Genomic DNA, 20,104 nt, shown 5'->3' on the forward strand with positions numbered 1-20,104 from the left:
AGATTATCTTTTAAAAAATCCTTCTAAATAGTCTTAAAAGTAAACTTAACGTATTAGATTTATTTCTTTTTTCAATATGAGCTGTGCCCGTAAGTAATCCTCTTTAAGGATTAATCCGTTGTCAAATAACTCTTTCACCTCGGACATCATAAGCTCAATATCTGTTTTTCGTTCTCCAGTATATATGAAAATCCCGAAACGTTTAAGGAGTTGCAGTACATCAAAGTATTCTTTCAACTCTTTCATTTTCTTTCACGTATCATTCGACATTGAATGATCCCATTTTCGGTAATAATCTTATTGACTGGAATATCATGTTCTTCAACAGGAATATCATAGGCAGTTTGGACTTCAAATGCGAGAGATAAACGTTCCCCTTCATAATCGGTCAAGTAACGATCGTAATATCCACCGCCAAAGCCAATTCGATATCCTTCATCCGAATAGACGACACCTGGTACGATTTGCAGGTCGATAGCCGCTTTGGCGACCGATTCAGTTTTCCCGATTGCAGGTTCTTTTAAATCCATATAGACTGTTTCCAAATCATCAAATGACGTGATAATCCGGAAATCCATTTCCCTCGTCGAAGAATCACACTTAGGTACAGCTACTTTCTTACCCGCTTTCCATGCAGTTTCTATTAAGGAAATCGTATCAACTTCCGGAAAACGAGATATTGTTACACCAATCGTTTCTGCTTTGCTATATTCCTTGGAATCAATGAGGTGATTTACAATCACTGAAGATTTCCTTGCATATTCAGATGCATCCATATCTTTCATAATAGACAATACTTGCTTTCGTTTTGTCAATTTCCCCATTATATTATTCCCCCAATTTGAAATAAAAAACCAAAACCCGTGAAGAGTTTTGGCATGAGCGATTATTTCGTTTCACGGTGCAAAGTTTGTTTCTTTTCACGTGAGCAGTATTTTTTCATTTCAAGACGTTCCGGATTGTTACGCTTGTTTTTCTTTGTAATATAATTACGCTCTCCACATTCTGTGCAAGCAAGTGTAATATTTACGCGCATTGTTGTCCCTCCCACTCATTCAGCAATATAAATTAAATATGAGCATGATTTATACGACTTTTTTATTGTATCATATCACACGTGTATGTAAAGAAGAAAGTTTCAAATTACAATAATTTGGTGCATATGATACTATGGGAACAAAGCAATCTTTCCCGGAGGCGTTTTCAAGTGGATATACCATTAATTTTATTAGTCAGCGGAATTATATTAATCATACTTTCCTTCTTTTTCGGTACTTCTTCACGTAAGCATGAAGATGAAATCGAAAATATTTCAATCAGCCTTCATCAGGAGACAAACCAGTTAAAGAAGAGATTAAGGGCTATCGAAGAGGAATTGATGATTGGTGTTGGCCCAATTCCAAAGGGTAAACAACCAAAACCGAAACCTGTGCATGAAATAATTGTCAACCAAATTCTTTCCTTACAAGCACAAGGTTATACCATTCCTGAAATCGCAAAACGCTCTTCTCTATCAGACGATGAAGTTATGAATGTACTGAAGTCCCGAGGTGTTCTTCTATGATGAAAGAAATCCTAAGGGCCACAGGAATAGGATGCATTTTGGCTGGGGGAATCATTTATTTTACGCAGCCCTTTACTACACCATCCTCCACTCCAAATGAGCAAATGCAATTGGATGAATTGCAAGCCGAGTTGGACCGCGTGAAGGAGGAATTGGCAATTGCACAAACAATTACTTCTTCTGAAAAGGTTACTTCATCAAGTAAACCAGCCTCAACAACAGAAGCCAAGGATGAAGACGAGGCTAAAACCGATGAAGAACAACAAACAGCACCTGAGTCAATTACGAAAATAATCCTCACAATCGAACCGGGTTCCAATTCCAAAACTGTTGCGGACAGACTCGAAAGAGCTAATATCATTGATAACGCTAAAAGCCTTGAATCCTATTTAATAGAAAACGGCCTTTCTGGTCTTATCCAAATTGGCGAATATGAAGTCGACACAACAATGGACCTTAAAACAATTGCAAGTATTATTACAAAAACGAAATAATAAAAAGCTGCCATTATCGAGATGATCTCGATTTGGCAGCTTTTTTATTCTTCTTCATCTTCTTCTATTTCCGTAACAGATTTACGCCCTATCTCCTGACTTGTTGTTTCATTTCGGTTCAGGTTTCCACGTTTTTCTTTTATATCAAAATAAATATCAAGTGCCTCTCTCACTAACAAATTAGCATCCCTACTTGGGTAATGACCTCGGTCCGTAGAAGCGTACGGAATAACGAGAGCATACGCTACTTCTGGTTCTTCAGCTGGTGCAAATCCGACATGCGTCAAGTTAACGGACGGCATTCCATACTTGCTGCGATCATCTCCATAATACGATGATTGGGCTGTCCCTGTTTTACCCGCCGCTGTGTATGGTGCGCCATTAAACAAGTTCGGTGCTGTCCCGTTCGGTCCGTAGTATACGTATTTCATCCCTTTTTTCACTTGTTCAATCTCTTTATCTGTATTGTTGATACGGTTCAACACTTTCACTTCCGTCTCTTGCAACAAAGGACCAAGCGTTTCCCCATCACGGGAAGGCTCTCGGATTTCTTTTAAAATCTTAGGCGCAACCCGATATCCTCCATTGGCAACTGTAGATACATATTGTGCAAGTTGCAACGGTGTATACGTATCAAACTGCCCGATTGCGAAGTCCAAAAGCTTACCAGATATAGTATCGACTCCTGTAACACCTGTGTATTCGCCGGGCAAATCAATTTCCGTCTTCACACCTAACCCGAATGAGGCATAGCCATTCCGTAGTCTATCAAATCCTTCAACATCGATAGGTAGAGGAAGATTCGGTCTATACACTGCGTTCCCGAGTGACATGGCAATCCGGAACATATAGACGTTAGAAGACCTTCCAAGCGCCAGGACGTCATCGATAGAATACCGGCCATTCTGATTGAATAGAGATCTTTTTGGTTTGGAATTTGCAATATAGATTGGTTCATCGATTTTAATGTCCCCGACATTTAAAACGCCTTCACTATAACCCGTTAATACAGTTGCAATTTTCACAGTTGACCCAACCTCATAAGCGGAAGTGAATGTTCCGTAAGCATAATCACGGACTTCCCATCGACCGGAGTCAGAATCCTTCACCAACCGTTTTCCTACAAGAGAGAGAACTTCACCGTTGTTCGGATCCATCATCACAAGAAAAGCCCGGTCCAGCAGCCCTGACTTAGGGTCTTTCTTTAACTCTAATAACTTGTCTGAAATAAGCTTTTCCAATGATTCCTGTAATTCACTATCCATCGATAAAACAAGATCCTTGCCCGGCTCACCTTCTCTTACGGTTTTGGTCTCAATGACACGCCCTGTTCGATCCTTTATATTTTTTACGATTGTCTTTTGACCTTTTAAAAGCTCCTCGTAATATTGTTCAAAGTAGCTTCGGCCGATCCGATCGTTACGAGAATAGTCCCTAGCCAAATAATAATCCAAATGAGTTAACGGAATCCCTTCGATCGGGCTCGTCATCGTACCAAGAATTGTGCTGTCAGAGAATTTCACACGTTCCCAATCAGTTGTCGTATCAACACCTTCGAATTCAGTCAATCGTTCTGAAACTGCCGCAAACTCTTCCTCTGTTACATTGCCGCTCTTAATAATTTGAGGTGAATATGCATAACCAGACATCATTTCCCGGTAGATCGCTAATACTTCAAGTTCATGATCTGTAAAAGAGTTTATTTCTTCTTCCGTTACTCTTTCACGCGTCAACCTGTTCACTTCTCGTTGAATTTCCTGTTTAGAAAGAGTGCCGTCCTTGCCAATTTCCCTTATTTCTTCGGCGCTGACCTTTTCTTTTGCCTCTTCAGGATTCAACAGAATCCAGAAATCCCGCTTATCGCCGACCGTAACCCGCCTTGTATCCTGATCAATCAATTCGGATAAGCTTTCAGCAATCTCTAACATTTCCCTTGCTGTTGTAGATGTTGTTTTCGTATATGTGATGGCGTTCATCGGTTTATTGTCGACGAGAATATTTCCCATACGATCATATATCCTGCCACGTGGGACACTGGTGTTGACTGCAATTTCTTCTTTCTTCTCCAATTCCCTTGTATATGTCTCTCCTTTGACGATTTGCAAATACCCAAGCCTGAATATGAGCATGGAAAACAGGATGAAAATCGAGAAGAAAAGAAGATTCATCCTAAAGGCGATATGTTTCCGTTGACGGATTTTTGCTTGATCCACCTTGCGCATCGGCTTTTTCATTTGTATTCCCCTTACTTAAAATAGTCCACTTTGGATTATATCATTCTATATACAAAAAGCATACATTCTGACGAACAGAATGTATGCTAGGTTCCATCTATTTATGATTTTAGCCGAAGTTTTTAGCAACTTCGTCCCAATTTACAACGTTCCAGAATGCAGAAACGTAGTCAGGGCGTCTGTTTTGGTAGTTTAGGTAGTAAGCATGTTCCCAAACATCAAGACCTACAAGTGGAGTTTTACCTTCCATTAATGGTGAATCTTGGTTTGGAGTAGACATGATTTCAAGCTCGCCGTTGTTGGAAACAAGCCAAGCCCAACCTGAACCGAAGCGAGTTGCAGCAGCTTTTGCAAACTCTTCTTTGAATGCATCAAAGCTTCCGAATTTCTTGTCGATAGCTTCTGCAAGTGCACCCGTTGGAGCTCCGCCACCGTTTGGTGAAAGGATGTTCCAGAAGAATGTGTGGTTAGCATGTCCACCACCGTTGTTGCGGACAGCTGTACGGATATTTTCAGGAACAGCATCCAAATTGGAAATAAGCTCTTCTACAGATTTTGAAGCAAGCTCTTCATGTCCTTCCAATGCATTGTTCACGTTTGTCACATACGTATTGTGATGTTTCGTGTGGTGGATGTTCATCGTTTCTTTGTCGATGTGAGGCTCAAGTGCATCGTATGCGTATGGTAGTTCTGGTAATTTGTAAGCCATTTTCCATTCCTCCTTGATTGATTCATAATTTATCCTGCACTATAAACATTATCAAAATTTAGGAGGGCATTCAAATTTAATGAACTATTAGGCGACAAAGAATATAAATATTCCAATCATTAGAAGCATTACAGCTCCTTTTGCAACAATGGACGTTAAAAAACCAACAAGGGAACCGATTCCTGTTTTCAGGGATTGTTTCAAATCTGTACGCGATACAAGCAACTCGGCTAAAACCGCGCCGATAAACGGTCCAATAATGATGCCTGCAACTGGAATGATGAAAGGGCCTAAAAGAAGACCTATCGTACTTCCCCACATCCCGGGCTTGGAACCGCCGAATTTTTTCACTCCAACTATATTTGCTAATGTATCAGCACCGAACAGCAAGATTACAAAAAGAATCTGAATGACCCAAAACAGCCAATTCATCCCATCAAACGATACAATCCACCCATACAATAAGAAACCGCCCACAACAAAGAATACGGAAGGGATGATTGGATAAACCAAACCGATAAATGCGATGATGAACATGACAATGGCTATTATCCATCCGATTATTTCCATGATTTCCCCTCCCGAATCTTCCTTATACTCGTTTCCCCAAAATCGCCTCTGCAATATTTACTGCATGATCGCCAATTCGTTCGAGATTAGAAACGATATCAACAAACACCATACCAGACTGTGCTGTACAATGTCCTTCGTTAAGACGGACGATATGATTTTTCCTGAACTTCCGCTCCATCTTGTCGATTAAGTCTTCCTGCTCTGCAACCGATTTCGCTAATTTTGTATCATTCATATCGAGCGAGCGAATCGCTTTTTCAACTGTACCAATAGTTAGTGTGAACATCTCCGTTAAATCCTTCATAGCCTCATCCGTCAATTTAACACGGTTCACTTCACGGAAATCGATCAATTCAATAATGTTTTCGAAATGGTCACCGATCCGTTCAATATCACGCACTGTATCCATCAACATCACATGTCTCGCCGACTCAATCGGTGAAATGTTAACTGCGGAGATTTCGACTAGATAATCAGTGATTTTCCTATCCAAATTATTGATTGCATCCTCGATTTGATAGGCTGTTTCAGCATTTCGCTTATTACTTGTTTTTAAATACTCATACGTCTCTTGCAATCCTTGCACCGCGAAATCACCCATTCGAATGATTTCCTCTTTCGCTTGTCCAATTGCGACAGCTGGAGATTGGTTAATAAAGTTAGGATCCAGATGCTTTGGTTTGTATTCAATTGTAACATCCTTACCAGGAATAATTTTTGTAACAAACAATGCCCAAGCCCCGATTAACGGAAATTGCAAGATTGTGTTTACAACGTTGAAAGAGCCGTGTGCGAAGGCAATTTGCATTTTACTTTCCAAGTCCAAGATATTTGCAATCCATTCGACGTATAAAGTGAAAGGATAAAGAAATATCATAAACACGATTGTTCCCACGACATTGAAAAGTACATGTGCCGCAGCCGCTCTTCTTGCCGCAACAGAGGCACCAATTGCTGCAAGCACCGCTGTGATTGTCGTTCCGATATTATCTCCAAATAGTACCGGTAATGCCGCATCCAATGGGATAAGATTTTCAGCATACAAACCTTGTAATATCCCGACTGTCGCACTTGAACTTTGGACAATTAAAGTAAATACGGTTCCAGCTACAACCCCTAATAACGGATGATCTGCCATTGTGACCGTAAAATCGGAGAAAGCACTTAATGAACGTAGCGGCTTCATGCCAGCACTCATCAACTCTAAACCAAGGAAAAGGCCACCGAATCCAAAAATGACTTCTCCCAAATTTTTTAATGTGTTTTTTCTCATAAAAAATATAAGGAAAGCACCTACTGCCATAATCGGCAATGCATATGCTCCAACATCCAACCCTATGATGAAGGCTGTTATCGTTGTACCGATATTCGCTCCCATTATAACTCCGATTGCTTGCCTCAATGTCATGAATCCTGCACTTACCAAGCCTACGGTTATAACTGTTGTACCCGAACTCGATTGAATAAGAACAGTGACAATAATACCAACTAATACTCCCATGAACGGGTTTGTCGTAAATCTATCCAATATGGACCGAAGCCTGTCCCCTGCCGCTTTTTGTAGTCCATCACCCATGTATTTTATGGCAAATAGGAAAATCCCTAATCCCCCAACAAACTGAAAGAGCATTTCCTGCCAATTCATCTCCATTATTCAGCCAACCTCCATCAAACATTATGTAATTCAACCTATTATGTTGATAATATTAATGAATTGTAAATAGAAGTAGCTAAATCTTTACATTCCCTTAACAATTCACCAAGATACTGCCATCATTCTGTCAAATATCCATTTCACCTATAATCGCCTTTTTTACTATTGGAAATGATAAACTATTAATTGTTGAAGGAGGTTGTATTGTGAAGTTTCATCAATTAATTCTTGCTGGATTCCATGAACCGAAAAAGCTTGCTGCATTTCGTCTCCTACCAATAGGAAGGGTAATTCGTTTTGTTTTCTTTTTCATCCTTTTGATGACATTGATTTCGTTTTTCCGTTTTGTATTTGGAGATGTTGCACTTTTTGAAGCTAGTCCAGAATTGGAAGAGTACAGTAAAACAATTGGCGGGTTACTTTATCCGATGGCATTCATTTTTCAATTTGTCATCGCAACATTTTATGTTTTTGTAAGGATTAGTATTTTTGCAGGTATCGGAATGCTTATTGGTAAGATTAGAAAAAAACGTGTAGAGTACCGTTTTTTATGGAGGACGACAGCAATTGCAGCAACTGTCCCTCTATTTCTAACGATTGTACTGGATTTCTTTCCTTCTGCTGAAACCATCAGTTTAGCTTTGTCGTCCTTCATTCATATATGCTATATTTTTGTGTCACTTAAATACTACCCAAACGCGCCAAAATGAATACTTTCCCATTTCTCGCATATAGTAACGCGAGGGGGAATGACCATGCGTACTCTATTAATAGCTGTTGTAATTTTTCTTGCCATCCATATAATTCGAATCGACTTTTCGGAAGGGACAATCCCTCTGGCTGCTTTTTTCGGGGATGCAGAACCGCAGCCTTGTAGCGATTCCACAATTGACTCAATAACCGTCACTACGATAGAAGGCGATACAATTGAAACTCTTTTATCAATGTACCCGGATATGAATATGACCTTTGTAGAAAGATTATCTACCTTCTATTCCCTTAATCCCCATCTTCAAAACCAGGAATTAGTAGGTGGCCTGTCCGTCAAGCTTCCACTATCTAAAACGGGATTGTCCAATTGCAATTAAAGATGACTTAGACTCAGTCCCTTGTCTTTTCATATGATTGATTGCTAAAATAGATATTAGTTATGAGTTTTTAAGGAGAGAGAATCCATGAATGAAATGACACACAGATCCAAAACACGTCCTGTCCGTGTAGGCAATTTGACAATTGGCGGCAGTGATGAGTTGTTCATCCAAAGCATGGCAACAACGAAAACACATGATGTTGAGGCTACAGTAGCTGAAATTTTGCGTTTAGAGGAAGCGGGCTGTCAAATTGTTCGTGTAGCTTGCCCTGATGAACGCGCAGCTTACTCAATTGGTGCTATTAAAGAGCGCATCAATATTCCGTTAGTTGTTGACATCCATTTCGACTATAAACTCGCGTTAATCGCAATTGAACAAGGTGCTGATAAAATTAGGATCAATCCTGGAAATATCGGACGACAAGAAAAAGTGGAAGCTGTCGTTCAAGCGGCTAAAGCGAAAGGCATTCCTATAAGGATTGGTGTAAATGCCGGTTCTCTTGAAAAGCATATCCTTAAAAAGTACGGATATCCTACGGCAGATGGAATGGTTGAAAGCGCATTGCATCATATTAAAATATTAGAAGACTTGGATTTTCATGACATTATCGTTTCATTGAAAGCATCTGATGTAAACCTTGCTGTAGAAGCATACACGAAGGCTGCGGCTGCCTTTGACTATCCTTTACATCTTGGCATCACAGAGTCTGGCACTCTATTTGCAGGTTCGATTAAAAGTGCTGCTGGACTCGGAACTTTGCTTTCGGCGGGTATCGGAAATACACTTCGCGTTTCGTTAAGTGCTGACCCTGTACAAGAAGTTAAAGTTGCTCGGGAGCTGTTGAAAGTATTTGGACTTTCATCAAACGCCGCGACACTGATCTCTTGTCCGACATGCGGACGTATTGAAATCGACCTAATTTCCATTGCCAATGAAGTTGAAGAGTATATTTCAACCATCAAGGCACCTTTGAAGGTAGCAGTATTAGGATGTGCGGTAAACGGCCCAGGTGAAGCACGAGAAGCTGATATCGGTATTGCTGGAGCACGTGGGGAAGGCCTTCTTTTCATGAAAGGTAAAACAGTCCGGAAAGTTCCTGAGGAAACAATGGTTGAAGAGCTAAAAATAGAAATCGATAAATTGGCTGAAGAATACTTTGAGAAGAAACGCCAAGAAGAGCTTCTATTAAAAAGTGGAGCCACAGAATGAGGGAATTCCGTTTTGGCATTGATATCGACGGGACTGTAACCTGCCCTACTTCCCTACTCCCTCATATCAATAAGCAGTTTGGATGTAATCTTGTTTTAGATGATATAAAGGAATACGACTTAACGAAGGCTTTCCCTGTCAATGAAGAAGAATTCTATGAATGGTATCGTTCAGCGGAAGCTACAATCTATGAAACATCCCCCGCTCAAGAACATGCTAAAATGATTCTTACCGAGTTACAGCAACGTTTTGAGTTGTTCTATATATCGGCAAGGGGAAAAAATGTTTTGGATTGTACAGTTCAATGGTTTGAGCGTGAGGAAATTCCTTACGACCATATTGAATTAATCGGCAGCCATCATAAGATTGAGAAAGCAAAAGAGTTTGAAGTTGACGCGTTTTTTGAGGATAAGCATGATAATGCAGTCGGGATACATGAAGAATTGGGAATTCCAGTCTTTCTTTTTGACACCCCATACAATCGGGAACCAATTCCAGAGGGTGTTATACGAGTGTCAAATTGGCAAGAAGCAAAGGAATGGATCAATAAACTGTTTCCTGTGAAAGAAATTGTGAAATAAAAAAGAGTGGGTCCCTTCCATTGGGATTCACTCTTTCTTTTATTCTATACAAATTGGGCATTTCCCATAAATTTCAAACTTATGCCCTTCCACTTCATAACCAGGTAAATTTACCGAAATCGATTCCATCGGGCAATGTAGTATATTTTTCGTCTTTCCACAAGTTGTACAAATAAAGTGATGGTGATGTACTCCATGATCGCATTGCATCCGGAAGTGGCGTTCACCATTCAACTCTGTTTCTTCCAAAATACCAAGTTGAGAAAAGGATGCCAAATTACGGTATATCGTATCAAAACTAATGCCCGGATTATCGGTGGCCATAAAATTCCGAACTTCCATTGCCGTTAAATACCTGTCATTCTTGGCAAAAAACTCAAGGATGGTTTCCCGGTTTTTCGTCCGCTTGAATTGATTTTCGATCAAAATGTTCCAAGCTTCATCTAACGTCATGCAAATTCCCCCTTCGCAATCCGATTTCGTTTTTTTCCTTTCACTTTATTCCACCCTAACACTGCTAGTAAAATAATGATGGAAGTAATAACAATTGTACCTCCTGGGGCAATATCAAGATAGTAAGCTGATATCAAACCGATGATAACTGACAGCTCACCGATAATTATTGAATAAAGCATGGCCCCTTTAAAACTTTTAGCAAGTTGTATTGCCGCCGCCACAGGAATCGTCATCAATGAAGATACAAGCAAGATGCCCACTATTCTCATCGATGCACCGATTACCAATGCAACAATGATCATAAAAATTATCTGAATTGCACTGCCACGTACTCCTGAAATTTTCGCATATTCATTGTCAAACGATAATGCGAAAAGTTCTTTATAGACTAATCGGATATAGACAATAACAATTATAGCAATAATGATGATTATCGATAGATCCTGCCGACTGACTGCAGAAACTGAACCGAATAAATATCCCATCAAATCCGAAGAAAATCCTTTTGCCAAAGAAATGAAGATTGCCCCAAAACCAATTCCAGCTGAAAGGATAATGGGTATCGCAAGTTCCTCGAAATGCTTATACGCACCCCTCAGTTTTTCGATCAAAAGCGAGCCGCCAACTGCAGTAGCCATTCCAAGGTAAACCGGGTTGAGAGCCGAAAAAAACAACACTGATTGGCTTAGGAAAAGGCTTCCCGCAATGCCTGCGAGTGCGACATGGCTCAATGCATCTGCAATCAATGCAAGCCTTCTGACAACAATGAATAAGCCTAACAAAGGAGCAATAATACCGATAATCAGTCCGGATAAAAAGGCATTCTGAAGAAATTCATATGTCAATAAAGCACTAATCATCGTTATACCCCCTTCCGATTGGTATGAACGCGCCTTACAGGATGACCATACCATTTCGAAATATCCGCATCATCCATATTCTTATATTCAGCTTTTCTGCCGTGAAAATGGATTGACCGATTCAAACAGGCGACATGTGTTGCAAGGTCGGTTACTAAATCGATTTCATGGGTAACGAGCAATATCGCAATACCGTGCTCACGGTTTAATTCATTGAGCATAGAATAGAACGAGGCAACGTTTTTCTGGTCAATTCCTACAGTTGGTTCATCCATTATGAGTAAATCAGGCTTTCCAACTAACGCGCGCGCAATGAACACTCGCTGCTGTTGCCCTCCGGATAGTTCACCAATATTCTTTGTTGAAAATGCATCCATTTTAACGATCCGCAATGCTTCGATTGCACTTTGTTCATCCTGCTTGGAAAAAGCTTTGAATAATCCTACCTTTCCGGTTAGGCCGCTTTTTACAACCTCTAACACTGTAGCGGGAAAGCCCGTGTTGAATGAATTGGATTTCTGGGAGACATAGCCGATTCGTTCACGTTGGCGGAAGGAGTCCACATTTTCACCAAATAACTTCACAATCCCTTGATCCGGACTTTTAAGACCTAAAATAATATTGATCAACGTGGATTTACCGGAACCGTTCGGACCGATGAGCGCCCAAAACTCGCCCTCTTTCACTTCAAGTTTAATATCTTCAAGAACAGTAGAATCTTCATACTGAAAATTAACATCAACACATTCAATAATCGGTTTTTTCAAATGAAAAATCCTTTCTATAATCTACTTATTGTAAACAGGAACGATTACGATTACTTGTAAAAGTATATACGAAGTGATGGCTCGGCACAACTAATTGAGAAGGAATGGTTGATATTGGATTACATGAGAATATTGAACGAGATAAAAATGAAGAGTGATCAAGATGCAAAAATGTTGGCGGATGCATATGGCATAAATTTATCCGTTAACGAAATCAGAGCATTACGGCCTTTGCTTGACGAAATTTCATTTCATTGGTTATTTACAGGAATTCCGGATAGCTTCTTGGAAAAAGTGAAGTATGCTGTCGGGGAAAAAAAAGGTGAAGAATTGTTTCGTCAGTATTTGGATATGATTTAAAAAGCCCCGCCTTTGTGCTTACAAAGGCGGGATCATTTTTTAGACTAATAGAAGATCGCGTCGCTCAGGTTGGAATTGTTTCAATTTCAACATTTCGATTTCTTGTTTATATGGAGCTTTCTTGTTTTTAGCATCGTTGCCTACGAATGGTGTTTCAAGGATTTTTGGGATCAGCGCAAAATCCGGATGGTGGACAATATAGCTCAGAGGTTCAAAGCCAATATGTCCATGCCCGATATTCTCGTGTCTATCCTTCATTGCACCACGCTCATTTTTACTATCATTTACATGGATAACTGAAATTCGATCTTTACCGATGATCCGGTCGAATTCTTCTAAAACACCGTCAAAATCATTAACGATATCATAGCCTGCATCATGGACGTGGCATGTATCGAAACAAACGGAAAGTCTTTCATTGTTTTTAACGCCATCAATGATTTTGGCAATCTCATCGAAATTCCTTCCACATTCACTTCCCTTTCCTGCCATCGTTTCAAGTGCAATACGAACTGTGGAATCCTCGGAAAGGACCTCATTCAACCCTTCAATAATCTTTTCAATCCCTTTATCTGCTCCCGCACCAACATGAGCACCTGGGTGAAGGACAATTTGATTGGCTCCTAGTGCTGCTGTTCTTTCTATTTCTTTTTGAAGAAAGTCAACACCCAATCTGAACGTTTCAGGTTTCGTTGTGTTCGCAATATTGATGATGTATGGTGCATGCACCACAATATTTGATAAACCATTCTCTTTCATATGCTTTAGTCCCTGTTCGATGTTCAGCTCCTCAATAGCTTTTCGACGTGTGTTTTGCGGAGCCCCCGTATAAATCATGAAAGTGCTTGCCCCATATCCTAATGCTTCCTCGCTTGAACCTTGAAGCATCTTTTTTCCGCTCATGGAGACATGGGAACCTAATAATAGTGGTTGGTCATTTGTCATTTCGACGTTTCAATCTCCTTTCCCTCTTCTTGAATTTCTCTATATCTTTTGCCATTTTCTTTTTGTAACCTGGTTTAACTTTGTCTGGCTTACGGACAAAGGATGCAGCTTTACGATCGAGTTCGTCAACTTCTTTAACACGCTTTTTACGTGCATTCCGCTCTTTAACTTCCTGCCATTCGCCATTTTTCACATCTTCATGGACAAATGGAATGCCCATCTTCTCAATTTGAACAATTTTATCGTCCTCAGAAGGCTCATATAATGTAATAGCTACCCCTTCAAGACCTGCTCTCGCTGTCCTTCCTACACGATGAATGAAAAACTCCAAATCATCAGGAAGTTCATAGTTGACGACATGGCTGACACCAGGAATATCAATACCTCGTGCTGCAAGGTCAGTCGCTACAATATATTGATACTCAAGGTCACGAATCTGCTTCATCATTCTTGTCCGTTCACGTGGTGACAAATCACCGTGGATCCTGCCGGCCTTAATGCCCTGCTCAGCAAGATAATCGGCGATTTCATCCGCATTCTGCTTCGTATTCGTGAAGACGATCGCCAAATATGGATTGATAGCATTCAAGATATGAAGCAGCTTTTTCTTTCTATCCATACTTCGAACCGGTACAAGAGAATATTGCATTCCCTCGGTCAGCGGTTTTTTATTACCAATTTGCACATGGATAGGATTTTCCATGTACTTAGCAAGGAACGGCTTTAACTTTTCCGGAATAGTAGCAGAAAATACATACATCTCCAAGTTCGTTGGCATTTTTGAAGCGAATTGATCGATATCTTCGATGAATCCCATATCAAAAGCCAGATCCGCCTCGTCAATGACTAAAATTGTTGCAGTATGGATTGACAACGCTCCGTTTTCAGCAAGGTCTCGGATCCTTCCAGGCGTTCCCACAATAATATGAGGTATAGATTTCAATTTGTCGATGGAACGCTGTTTATCGGTCCCTCCAATTAATATCGAACTTCGCAACTCCGTGTTTTCAATCATTTTATTTAGCTCTTCATATAATTGCATTGCAAGCTCTCTTGTCGGCGCTGTTATGACCGCTTGCAATTCCTCTTTCTGCTCGTCCAACCGTTCAATAATCGGAATAAGGAAACTATGCGATTTTCCCGTTCCTGTATGGGCCTGGCCAATTGCATTTGACCCCTTCAAGATTAAAGGAATCATTTCCTTCTGAATGGGCGTAGGCTGTTTGAACCCTAAACGGTCGATTGCTTCCCGAAGGAACGGTTTGAATTGATAATCAGTGAATTTAGACATTTATATGCCTCCTTATGTATTCCTATTGTAGCATTATTTCGTTCCATCGTATGTGTTTTTGGCATAGTATATATGTGAAAGTTCATCATGACCAAATGAAAGGGGTTATCAATGAGATACGAATCCTTCTATCCATTTGCACGCGGACATTCTTCGCCGTACGGCTTTAACCAACCGATGTACGGCCAACATCAGCCAACTTACTTCGGCCAGCCACCGAGACAACCTTTTCAGGGGTCTCCAATGGGAAATCAATTCGGACCATCCATGCAACAAGGGCAGGGACCAAATATCCCTAAAATGGAAGCATACATGCAAACCGCTAACCGTTTCTTAACTACAGCACAGCAATACGCACCACTTGTCCAACAAATAGCACCGATGTTCCAGAACCTACCTGCCATGTGGAGATTATATAAAGGATTTCAATCGCTACCGTCTTCCGGGGCTGCAGGAGGAGCAAGTGCTGTAGCAAGCGCCGTTGCTGGGAATGCTCCGTCGGCAGCACAAGGTTTGTCTCAAGGTCTGTCCGGACCACGTATATTCCAGCCACCTAATTTATAATTTTGAAACAGTCGCCTAACTCCGCTATAATAGAAATAGAATCGCTTTTGAGGAGTGAGGAACGAATGATAGTAAAGAAGATTTCCCCGCGAGGCTATTGTTACGGGGTTGTTGATGCAATGGTTATTGCAAGAAACGCTGCACTTGACAAATCGCTGCCGAGACCAATTTATATACTTGGCATGATTGTCCACAATAAGCATGTTACGGATGCATTTGAAGAAGACGGCATTATTACGCTGGATGGAAAAAACCGTCTGGAAATCCTTGAAAAAGTTGAAACCGGCACTGTTATTTTCACGGCACATGGCGTTTCACCCGAAGTTAGGGAATTAGCGCGTCGTAAAGGACTCGTTTCAATTGATGCGACATGCCCGGACGTGACAGTTACCCATGACTTGATAAAAGAGAAAACAGATCAAGGATATGACATCATTTATATCGGTAAAAAATACCACCCAGAACCTGAGGGAGCAATCGGCGTAGCTCCTCATGCCGTCCATTTGATCGAAACGCTTGATGATGTTGACAATCTACAAGTCGATAATGAAAAATTGCTTGTTACGAATCAGACAACAATGAGCCAGTGGGATGTCGTTCATATTATGGACGCATTGAAAGAAAAGTTTCCTCATATTGAGGCACATAAGGAAATTTGCCTTGCAACTCAGGTTAGACAGGAAGCAGTCGCGGAGCAAGCTGGTGATTCAGATCTGTTAATAGTTGTTGGTGACCCGAAAAGCAATAACTCAAATCGCCTGACTCAAGTATCTGTCGAAATTGCAAATACGCCATCGTATCGTATTTCGGATGTTTCCGAGATCGATATTAATTGGTTGAAAGATGTTAAAACCGTTTCGGTCACCGCTGGAGCTTCAACACCGACTCTCATTGTCCGTGAAGTGATTAATTTCCTTGAAAGCTTTGATCCGGAAGATCCATCCACTCATACACCTGAACGAAAGTTCAAATTGGAAAAAATCTTACCTAAAATCAAAAATCCGGAACCTGTTAAGCGAATTGAACCATATGCTGTAATTGAATAAGGTGATTAAAGTGCTGTTCCAATGAAAGTATTTGGACAGCACTTTTTTCTTTTAAAATATAAATCGAAACGGTTCGGTATCAATTTCGGACTGTATAAAGGAAACCTCATATCCTTTTTCATGTGCCAAATGCCGCATATATTCAGCAACACCTTTAATCATAACCTTTTCTACATGGTGACCCGGATCGACAATTGCCAAATCAATCGACTCAGCGTCTTGCGCACTATGAAAATCCATATCTCCGGTGACAAATACATCTGCACCTTTACGTTTTGCCGCTTTGATATATTTGCTTCCACTTCCACCAAGCACAGCGACTTTACGTATTTGTTTCTGAGAATTCCCGACTACTCTCACAGCAGGAACATCGAATGCCTCTTTTACAAAAAAGGCAAATTGCTCAAGTTCCATCTTTTCAGGTAAATTACCTACCCTGCCAAGTCCAAATTCTTCAGTCCGTTGATCAAGCACAAAAAAATCGTATGCAGGTTCCTCGTAGGGATGCGCCGCAAGCATTGCCTTTATAACTTTTCCTCTGATAGGTCCAGGAAGCACAACTTCGATACGCTCCTCCTCGACCTCTTCCACCTTGCCAATCTCACCGATAAAAGGTTTTGCACCAGTCGAAGGGATAAATCTTCCCGTACCAGTTGAGGTGAAGCTGCACCCGATATAATCCCCTATTGCCCCCGCCCCCGCCTGTGCCAAAACAGAACGTAATTGTTCTGCATGACTCACTGGACAGAAGACGGCCAATTTGTATAACGGATCTGAGATAGTAGGGCTCATCACTTCCACGTCTTGTAGTCCCAATTGGTTTGCAAGTAGGTCATTTACCCCACCTGGTGCTACATCTAAGTTCGTATGTGCAGCATAAACAGATATATCGTGTTTAATGCATTTCTCGATTAAGCGACCTTGAGGGGTATCCGTCCAAACCGTTTTCATCGGACTAAAGATCGGCGGATGGTGAGCAATTATTAAATTCGAGCCGGTTTCAATTGCTTCGTCAACTACAGCCTCATTGACATCTAATGTAACCAATACCTTCTCTACCTGACGATTCAGCTGACCAATATGTAAACCAATCGGATCCCAATCCTCGGCGAAACGTTTAGGCGACCATTGTTCAAATAATGCTATTATTTCATGCCCATTTACTTTTTTCAATTTTATAATACCCTCCCAACCAACTCGATTTTCTTCCGTAACTGCTCTTTCCTCTGATGGATTTCCTCCGTAGCTCCTGCTTTTTCCAGAGAATCGAGAATTCTATTCCATTCATCTGACTCCCTCTTCCATTTTTCAATAAAAACCGGAGATTTCTCATTAAGCAAATAGGGACCAAATTTCATCTCAAGCTCATCATAGCTTGCTTGTCCTCTTTCAAGAACAAGTATTTCATAGATCTTGCTATCTTCCTTCAGAATTTCTTCATCAATAATGGTCCAACCGTTTTCTACAGCCCATTCACGGATTGACGAAGCGTGGATGTTCGGCTGTGTGATCAGTCGTTTCACACCATCGAGTTTTGTGTTGCCTTCCTGTAGGATTGAAGCAATCAGAGGCCCACCCATTCCCGCAATAGTTATTGTATCTACCCCATCGCTCTCCTCAATAACCTCTAAACCATTGCCTAATCGAACAATTATATTATTTTCAAGCCCCTCTTTTTTCACATTTTTCATTGCCGATTCAAAAGGTCCTTTTACTACTTCTCCCGCAATTGCCTTGGAGATTTTCTTATTACGAACTAAATAACAAGGCAAGTATGCATGGTCACTCCCGATATCGGCAAGAATTGCACCAGTTTCAACATATGAAGCCACTGCTGTTAGCCGCTCGGACAACTTATCTGAATTCAATAAAACCCCGCCTTTCCAATATCCATATTATAAGGGGATACCATTACCATTTTCAATTGACATCAATTAAAAAAGCCATCGAAACGGCAAGTTATTACCGTTTTCGATGACTTTCCGCTCTTATTTAAGTGTTAGAAGATAATCTGTCAACTCGTCGATTTGCTCATCAGAGAGTTTATCGCCAAATGCAGGCATTGAACCTTCACCATTTTTGATGATGTTATGAACCGCTTCTTTGTCAGTTAGACCGTGAAGTGTTGGTCCAAAACCACCAGATAGATCGCCGCCATGACAGCTGACGCATTGCCCTTGAGTAAAGCTTTCAGGATCAAAATCTTCAACCGCTACCGGTTCATTGGTTTCGTTACCTTCTTCACCCGCTCCAGCGATTTCTTTTTTCTGATCAAGACCGTAAAGGGACATGAAGAAAATAAGTCCTAATCCCAGCGCAAAAATCAGGATATAAGGAACTACAGGATTGCTTTTCATTGAATTACCCTCCTTCACCAGGAATTATTCTGTAAAATTATACAGTGCACATCTAATATTGTACTGTATCCTGTAGAAAACTGAAAGAGTTATCCCTATACAATCTTACGTTTGTGACAAATTCGACAAACTTTTTCTTTGCTTGGAAGTTTTTTCTTTTAAATTCAATTAAGTAGTTGACGTGCGATTACCATTCGTTGCACTTCAGAAGTGCCTTCACCTATTTCAAGAAGTTTCGCATCTCGCATATAACGTTCGACTTCGTATTCTTTCATATACCCATAGCCACCGTGGATTTGGATTGCCTGATCGGCTACCTCCATCGCAATTTCAGATGCGTATAACTTACACATCGCAGCCTCTTTTGAGAAAGGTCTGCCTTGATCCTTCAACCAAGCTGCTTTATAAACCATATTTCGGGCTAACTCAATTTTCATCGCCATATCTGCCAATTTAAATTGCGTTATTTGGAATTCCGATAAGGCCTTACCAAATTGCTTTCGTTCTTTAGAATATGTTAATGCCCTCTCGAACGCCGCCTGTGCAATACCTACAGCCATAGCACCGATTCCGATTCTGCCCCCATCCAATGTAACAAGGAATTGTCTAAAGCCATTTCCGCGCTTACCAAGCAGGTTTTCTTTAGGCACCCTTACATTTTCAAGTACTAATTCTGTTGTATTGGAAGCATTCAAGCCCATCTTTTCATAGTTATCAATTACTTTAAATCCTTCTGCATCAGTAGGTACAATAATCGCACTAATTTCCTTCTTCCCATTATTCTCATCTGTTATAGCAGTAAGTGCAAGGTGCTTCGCATGACTTGCGTTCGTTATAAAGGCCTTTGAGCCGTTGATGATAAAGTCATTCCCGTCTTCTTTTGCAGTCGTTTGTGTACCCCCTGCATCAGATCCAGCATTCGGTTCTGTTAGCCCGAATGCCCCGAAAGATTCCCCAGTGCAGATCGGCGTTAAGTACTTCTGTTTCTGTTCTTCCGTTCCAAATAGATTTATAGGTGCACCACCTAATGAGATATGCGCCGAATATGTAATCCCAGTTGAAGCGCATGCTCGGCTTAATTCTTCGGTTACGATTGCGAAACTTGTCGTATCTGCCCCTGCCCCACCATATTCCTCAGGAAACGGAAGTCCCATCATCCCCATTTCAGAAAGCTGTTTAAAAATCTCTATTGGAAATTCCTTTGTACGGTCACGTTCTATTGCACCCGGTGCAACAACTTCATCCGCAAATTCCCTCATCATCTTCCGAATCATTTGTTGTTCATCTGTCAAATCAAAATTCATTTATAACATCCCCTTTTTTGTGAACGCTTACAAAACTATTATACC

25 protein-coding genes are annotated in these 20,104 nt (G+C 40.8%); 9 read left to right on the top strand and 16 right to left on the bottom strand.

What is annotated here, in order from left to right:
• Positions 1–45 precede the first annotated feature (45 nt).
• The 3 genes from NSQ43_RS12170 to rpmG all read right to left on the bottom strand — a co-directional run bounded on the left by NSQ43_RS12170 (position 46) and on the right by rpmG (position 1,036).
• Positions 46–246 (bottom strand): YqgQ family protein, encoded by a 201-nt coding sequence (locus NSQ43_RS12170; RefSeq protein WP_339250553.1) that lies wholly within the window; start codon positions 244–246, stop codon positions 46–48.
• Positions 243–824 (bottom strand): 5-formyltetrahydrofolate cyclo-ligase, encoded by a 582-nt coding sequence (locus NSQ43_RS12175; protein ID WP_339250554.1) that lies wholly within the window; start codon positions 822–824, stop codon positions 243–245. The genes NSQ43_RS12170 and NSQ43_RS12175 overlap by 4 nt, the downstream gene beginning before the upstream one ends.
• A 62-nt stretch (positions 825–886) precedes the next feature.
• Positions 887–1,036, bottom strand: coding sequence for a 50S ribosomal protein L33 (rpmG, locus tag NSQ43_RS12180; protein ID WP_060210366.1), 150 nt, complete (start codon positions 1,034–1,036; stop codon positions 887–889).
• Positions 1,037–1,207: 171 nt separating this feature from the next.
• Between rpmG and NSQ43_RS12185 the strand changes: the two genes are divergently transcribed.
• Together NSQ43_RS12185 and NSQ43_RS12190 are read left to right on the top strand one after the other, a co-directional pair.
• Complete coding sequence (locus NSQ43_RS12185) at positions 1,208–1,564, top strand: hypothetical protein (RefSeq protein ID WP_339250558.1); 357 nt, start codon at positions 1,208–1,210, stop codon at positions 1,562–1,564.
• Entirely contained in the window at positions 1,561–2,058 is a 498-nt protein-coding gene (locus NSQ43_RS12190; protein ID WP_339250560.1) for a hypothetical protein, read from the top strand. The genes NSQ43_RS12185 and NSQ43_RS12190 overlap by 4 nt, the downstream gene beginning before the upstream one ends.
• 44 nt (positions 2,059–2,102) lie before the next feature.
• Here the strand turns inward: NSQ43_RS12190 and NSQ43_RS12195 are convergent, their stop codons facing one another.
• The 4 genes from NSQ43_RS12195 to NSQ43_RS12210 form a co-directional block, all read right to left on the bottom strand.
• Positions 2,103–4,292: a penicillin-binding protein 2 gene (locus NSQ43_RS12195; protein ID WP_339250563.1), complete on the bottom strand. Its 2,190-nt coding sequence runs from the start codon at positions 4,290–4,292 to the stop codon at positions 2,103–2,105.
• A gap of 109 nt (positions 4,293–4,401) precedes the next feature.
• Positions 4,402–5,001, bottom strand: coding sequence for a superoxide dismutase SodA (gene sodA / locus NSQ43_RS12200; protein WP_339250565.1), 600 nt, complete (start codon positions 4,999–5,001; stop codon positions 4,402–4,404).
• 87 nt (positions 5,002–5,088) lie between these two features.
• Positions 5,089–5,571, bottom strand: coding sequence for a DUF456 family protein (locus tag NSQ43_RS12205; protein ID WP_339250567.1), 483 nt, complete (start codon positions 5,569–5,571; stop codon positions 5,089–5,091).
• Between the two features lie 22 nt (positions 5,572–5,593).
• On the bottom strand, positions 5,594–7,225 hold the full coding sequence (locus NSQ43_RS12210; protein WP_339250569.1) for a Na/Pi cotransporter family protein: 1,632 nt from the start codon (positions 7,223–7,225) through the stop codon (positions 5,594–5,596).
• A gap of 209 nt (positions 7,226–7,434) precedes the next feature.
• Here NSQ43_RS12210 and NSQ43_RS12215 point away from each other — a divergent pair, with 209 nt between their 5' ends.
• The 4 genes from NSQ43_RS12215 (at position 7,435) to NSQ43_RS12230 (ending at position 10,109) form a co-directional block, all read left to right on the top strand.
• Positions 7,435–7,938 (top strand): DUF1189 family protein, encoded by a 504-nt coding sequence (locus NSQ43_RS12215; RefSeq protein ID WP_339250571.1) that lies wholly within the window; start codon positions 7,435–7,437, stop codon positions 7,936–7,938.
• A gap of 45 nt (positions 7,939–7,983) precedes the next feature.
• Positions 7,984–8,316 (top strand): hypothetical protein, encoded by a 333-nt coding sequence (locus tag NSQ43_RS12220; RefSeq protein WP_339250573.1) that lies wholly within the window; start codon positions 7,984–7,986, stop codon positions 8,314–8,316.
• Positions 8,317–8,403: 87 nt separating this feature from the next.
• Positions 8,404–9,528: a flavodoxin-dependent (E)-4-hydroxy-3-methylbut-2-enyl-diphosphate synthase gene (gene ispG, locus NSQ43_RS12225; RefSeq protein ID WP_339250575.1), complete on the top strand. Its 1,125-nt coding sequence runs from the start codon at positions 8,404–8,406 to the stop codon at positions 9,526–9,528.
• Complete coding sequence (locus NSQ43_RS12230; protein WP_339250577.1) at positions 9,525–10,109, top strand: hypothetical protein; 585 nt, start codon at positions 9,525–9,527, stop codon at positions 10,107–10,109. Before ispG ends, NSQ43_RS12230 begins: the two co-directional genes overlap by 4 nt.
• 39 nt (positions 10,110–10,148) lie before the next feature.
• Here NSQ43_RS12230 and NSQ43_RS12235 read toward each other — a convergent pair whose 3' ends face one another.
• Genes NSQ43_RS12235 through NSQ43_RS12245 form a run of 3 tightly spaced genes read right to left on the bottom strand, consistent with a single transcriptional unit; the run spans position 10,149 to position 12,192 of the window.
• Complete coding sequence (locus NSQ43_RS12235) at positions 10,149–10,562, bottom strand: transcriptional repressor (RefSeq protein ID WP_339250579.1); 414 nt, start codon at positions 10,560–10,562, stop codon at positions 10,149–10,151.
• A complete protein-coding gene (locus tag NSQ43_RS12240; RefSeq protein WP_339250581.1) occupies positions 10,559–11,425 on the bottom strand; it encodes a metal ABC transporter permease in 867 nt (288 codons plus the stop codon). The genes NSQ43_RS12235 and NSQ43_RS12240 overlap by 4 nt, the downstream gene beginning before the upstream one ends.
• 2 nt (positions 11,426–11,427) lie before the next feature.
• On the bottom strand, positions 11,428–12,192 hold the full coding sequence (locus NSQ43_RS12245) for a metal ABC transporter ATP-binding protein (RefSeq protein WP_339250583.1): 765 nt from the start codon (positions 12,190–12,192) through the stop codon (positions 11,428–11,430).
• A 123-nt stretch (positions 12,193–12,315) separates the two neighbouring features.
• Between NSQ43_RS12245 and NSQ43_RS12250 the strand changes: the two genes are divergently transcribed.
• A complete protein-coding gene (locus tag NSQ43_RS12250; protein ID WP_339254896.1) occupies positions 12,316–12,552 on the top strand; it encodes a hypothetical protein in 237 nt (78 codons plus the stop codon).
• A gap of 39 nt (positions 12,553–12,591) precedes the next feature.
• On the opposite strand, the gene NSQ43_RS12255 is transcribed toward NSQ43_RS12250, so the two are convergent.
• Both NSQ43_RS12255 and NSQ43_RS12260 read right to left on the bottom strand, forming a co-directional pair.
• The gene (locus NSQ43_RS12255; RefSeq protein ID WP_339250585.1) at positions 12,592–13,497 is read right to left on the bottom strand and encodes a deoxyribonuclease IV; all 906 of its coding nucleotides are present in this window, start codon (positions 13,495–13,497) and stop codon (positions 12,592–12,594) included.
• Positions 13,487–14,788, bottom strand: a complete 1,302-nt coding sequence (locus NSQ43_RS12260; RefSeq protein ID WP_339250587.1) for a DEAD/DEAH box helicase — start codon at positions 14,786–14,788, stop codon at positions 13,487–13,489. Before NSQ43_RS12260 ends, NSQ43_RS12255 begins: the two co-directional genes overlap by 11 nt.
• Positions 14,789–14,899: 111 nt before the next feature.
• On the opposite strand from NSQ43_RS12260, the gene vrrA reads away from it, so the two are divergent.
• Together vrrA and NSQ43_RS12270 are read left to right on the top strand one after the other, a co-directional pair.
• The gene (gene vrrA, locus NSQ43_RS12265) at positions 14,900–15,352 is read left to right on the top strand and encodes a VrrA/YqfQ family protein (protein ID WP_339250589.1); all 453 of its coding nucleotides are present in this window, start codon (positions 14,900–14,902) and stop codon (positions 15,350–15,352) included.
• Positions 15,353–15,417: 65 nt separating this feature from the next.
• Complete coding sequence (locus tag NSQ43_RS12270; RefSeq protein ID WP_339250591.1) at positions 15,418–16,398, top strand: 4-hydroxy-3-methylbut-2-enyl diphosphate reductase; 981 nt, start codon at positions 15,418–15,420, stop codon at positions 16,396–16,398.
• Between the two features lie 51 nt (positions 16,399–16,449).
• On the opposite strand, the gene NSQ43_RS12275 is transcribed toward NSQ43_RS12270, so the two are convergent.
• From NSQ43_RS12275 to NSQ43_RS12290, 4 genes are all read right to left on the bottom strand, one after another.
• Positions 16,450–17,571: a Nif3-like dinuclear metal center hexameric protein gene (locus tag NSQ43_RS12275; RefSeq protein WP_339250592.1), complete on the bottom strand. Its 1,122-nt coding sequence runs from the start codon at positions 17,569–17,571 to the stop codon at positions 16,450–16,452.
• A gap of 2 nt (positions 17,572–17,573) precedes the next feature.
• On the bottom strand, positions 17,574–18,266 hold the full coding sequence (locus NSQ43_RS12280; RefSeq protein ID WP_339250594.1) for a tRNA (adenine(22)-N(1))-methyltransferase TrmK: 693 nt from the start codon (positions 18,264–18,266) through the stop codon (positions 17,574–17,576).
• Positions 18,267–18,386: 120 nt separating this feature from the next.
• Positions 18,387–18,755, bottom strand: a complete 369-nt coding sequence (locus NSQ43_RS12285) for a cytochrome c (protein WP_339250596.1) — start codon at positions 18,753–18,755, stop codon at positions 18,387–18,389.
• Positions 18,756–18,919: 164 nt separating this feature from the next.
• Positions 18,920–20,059 (bottom strand): acyl-CoA dehydrogenase, encoded by a 1,140-nt coding sequence (locus NSQ43_RS12290; RefSeq protein ID WP_339250598.1) that lies wholly within the window; start codon positions 20,057–20,059, stop codon positions 18,920–18,922.
• Between the last annotated feature and the right edge of the window lie 45 nt (positions 20,060–20,104).

The sequence above is a fragment of the Sporosarcina sp. FSL W8-0480 genome, from assembly GCF_037963765.1.
Classification (GTDB): Bacteria; Bacillota; Bacilli; order Bacillales_A; family Planococcaceae; genus Sporosarcina.

Coding starts and splice junctions, on each gene's coding strand:
- NSQ43_RS12175 (WP_339250554.1), bottom strand. CDS start 824: ATGGGGAAATTGACAAAACGAAAGCAAGTATTGTCTATTATGAAAGAT.
- NSQ43_RS12230 (WP_339250577.1), top strand. CDS start 9,525: ATGAGGGAATTCCGTTTTGGCATTGATATCGACGGGACTGTAACCTGC.
- NSQ43_RS12195 (WP_339250563.1), bottom strand. CDS start 4,292: ATGAAAAAGCCGATGCGCAAGGTGGATCAAGCAAAAATCCGTCAACGG.
- NSQ43_RS12255 (WP_339250585.1), bottom strand. CDS start 13,497: ATGACAAATGACCAACCACTATTATTAGGTTCCCATGTCTCCATGAGC.
- NSQ43_RS12205 (WP_339250567.1), bottom strand. CDS start 5,571: ATGGAAATAATCGGATGGATAATAGCCATTGTCATGTTCATCATCGCA.
- vrrA (WP_339250589.1), top strand. CDS start 14,900: ATGAGATACGAATCCTTCTATCCATTTGCACGCGGACATTCTTCGCCG.
- NSQ43_RS12170 (WP_339250553.1), bottom strand. CDS start 246: ATGAAAGAGTTGAAAGAATACTTTGATGTACTGCAACTCCTTAAACGT.
- NSQ43_RS12210 (WP_339250569.1), bottom strand. CDS start 7,225: ATGGAGATGAATTGGCAGGAAATGCTCTTTCAGTTTGTTGGGGGATTA.
- sodA (WP_339250565.1), bottom strand. CDS start 5,001: ATGGCTTACAAATTACCAGAACTACCATACGCATACGATGCACTTGAG.
- NSQ43_RS12250 (WP_339254896.1), top strand. CDS start 12,316: ATGAGAATATTGAACGAGATAAAAATGAAGAGTGATCAAGATGCAAAA.
- NSQ43_RS12190 (WP_339250560.1), top strand. CDS start 1,561: ATGATGAAAGAAATCCTAAGGGCCACAGGAATAGGATGCATTTTGGCT.
- ispG (WP_339250575.1), top strand. CDS start 8,404: ATGAATGAAATGACACACAGATCCAAAACACGTCCTGTCCGTGTAGGC.
- NSQ43_RS12290 (WP_339250598.1), bottom strand. CDS start 20,059: ATGAATTTTGATTTGACAGATGAACAACAAATGATTCGGAAGATGATG.
- NSQ43_RS12270 (WP_339250591.1), top strand. CDS start 15,418: ATGATAGTAAAGAAGATTTCCCCGCGAGGCTATTGTTACGGGGTTGTT.
- NSQ43_RS12285 (WP_339250596.1), bottom strand. CDS start 18,755: ATGAAAAGCAATCCTGTAGTTCCTTATATCCTGATTTTTGCGCTGGGA.
- NSQ43_RS12220 (WP_339250573.1), top strand. CDS start 7,984: ATGCGTACTCTATTAATAGCTGTTGTAATTTTTCTTGCCATCCATATA.
- rpmG (WP_060210366.1), bottom strand. CDS start 1,036: ATGCGCGTAAATATTACACTTGCTTGCACAGAATGTGGAGAGCGTAAT.
- NSQ43_RS12235 (WP_339250579.1), bottom strand. CDS start 10,562: ATGACGTTAGATGAAGCTTGGAACATTTTGATCGAAAATCAATTCAAG.
- NSQ43_RS12260 (WP_339250587.1), bottom strand. CDS start 14,788: ATGTCTAAATTCACTGATTATCAATTCAAACCGTTCCTTCGGGAAGCA.
- NSQ43_RS12240 (WP_339250581.1), bottom strand. CDS start 11,425: ATGATTAGTGCTTTATTGACATATGAATTTCTTCAGAATGCCTTTTTA.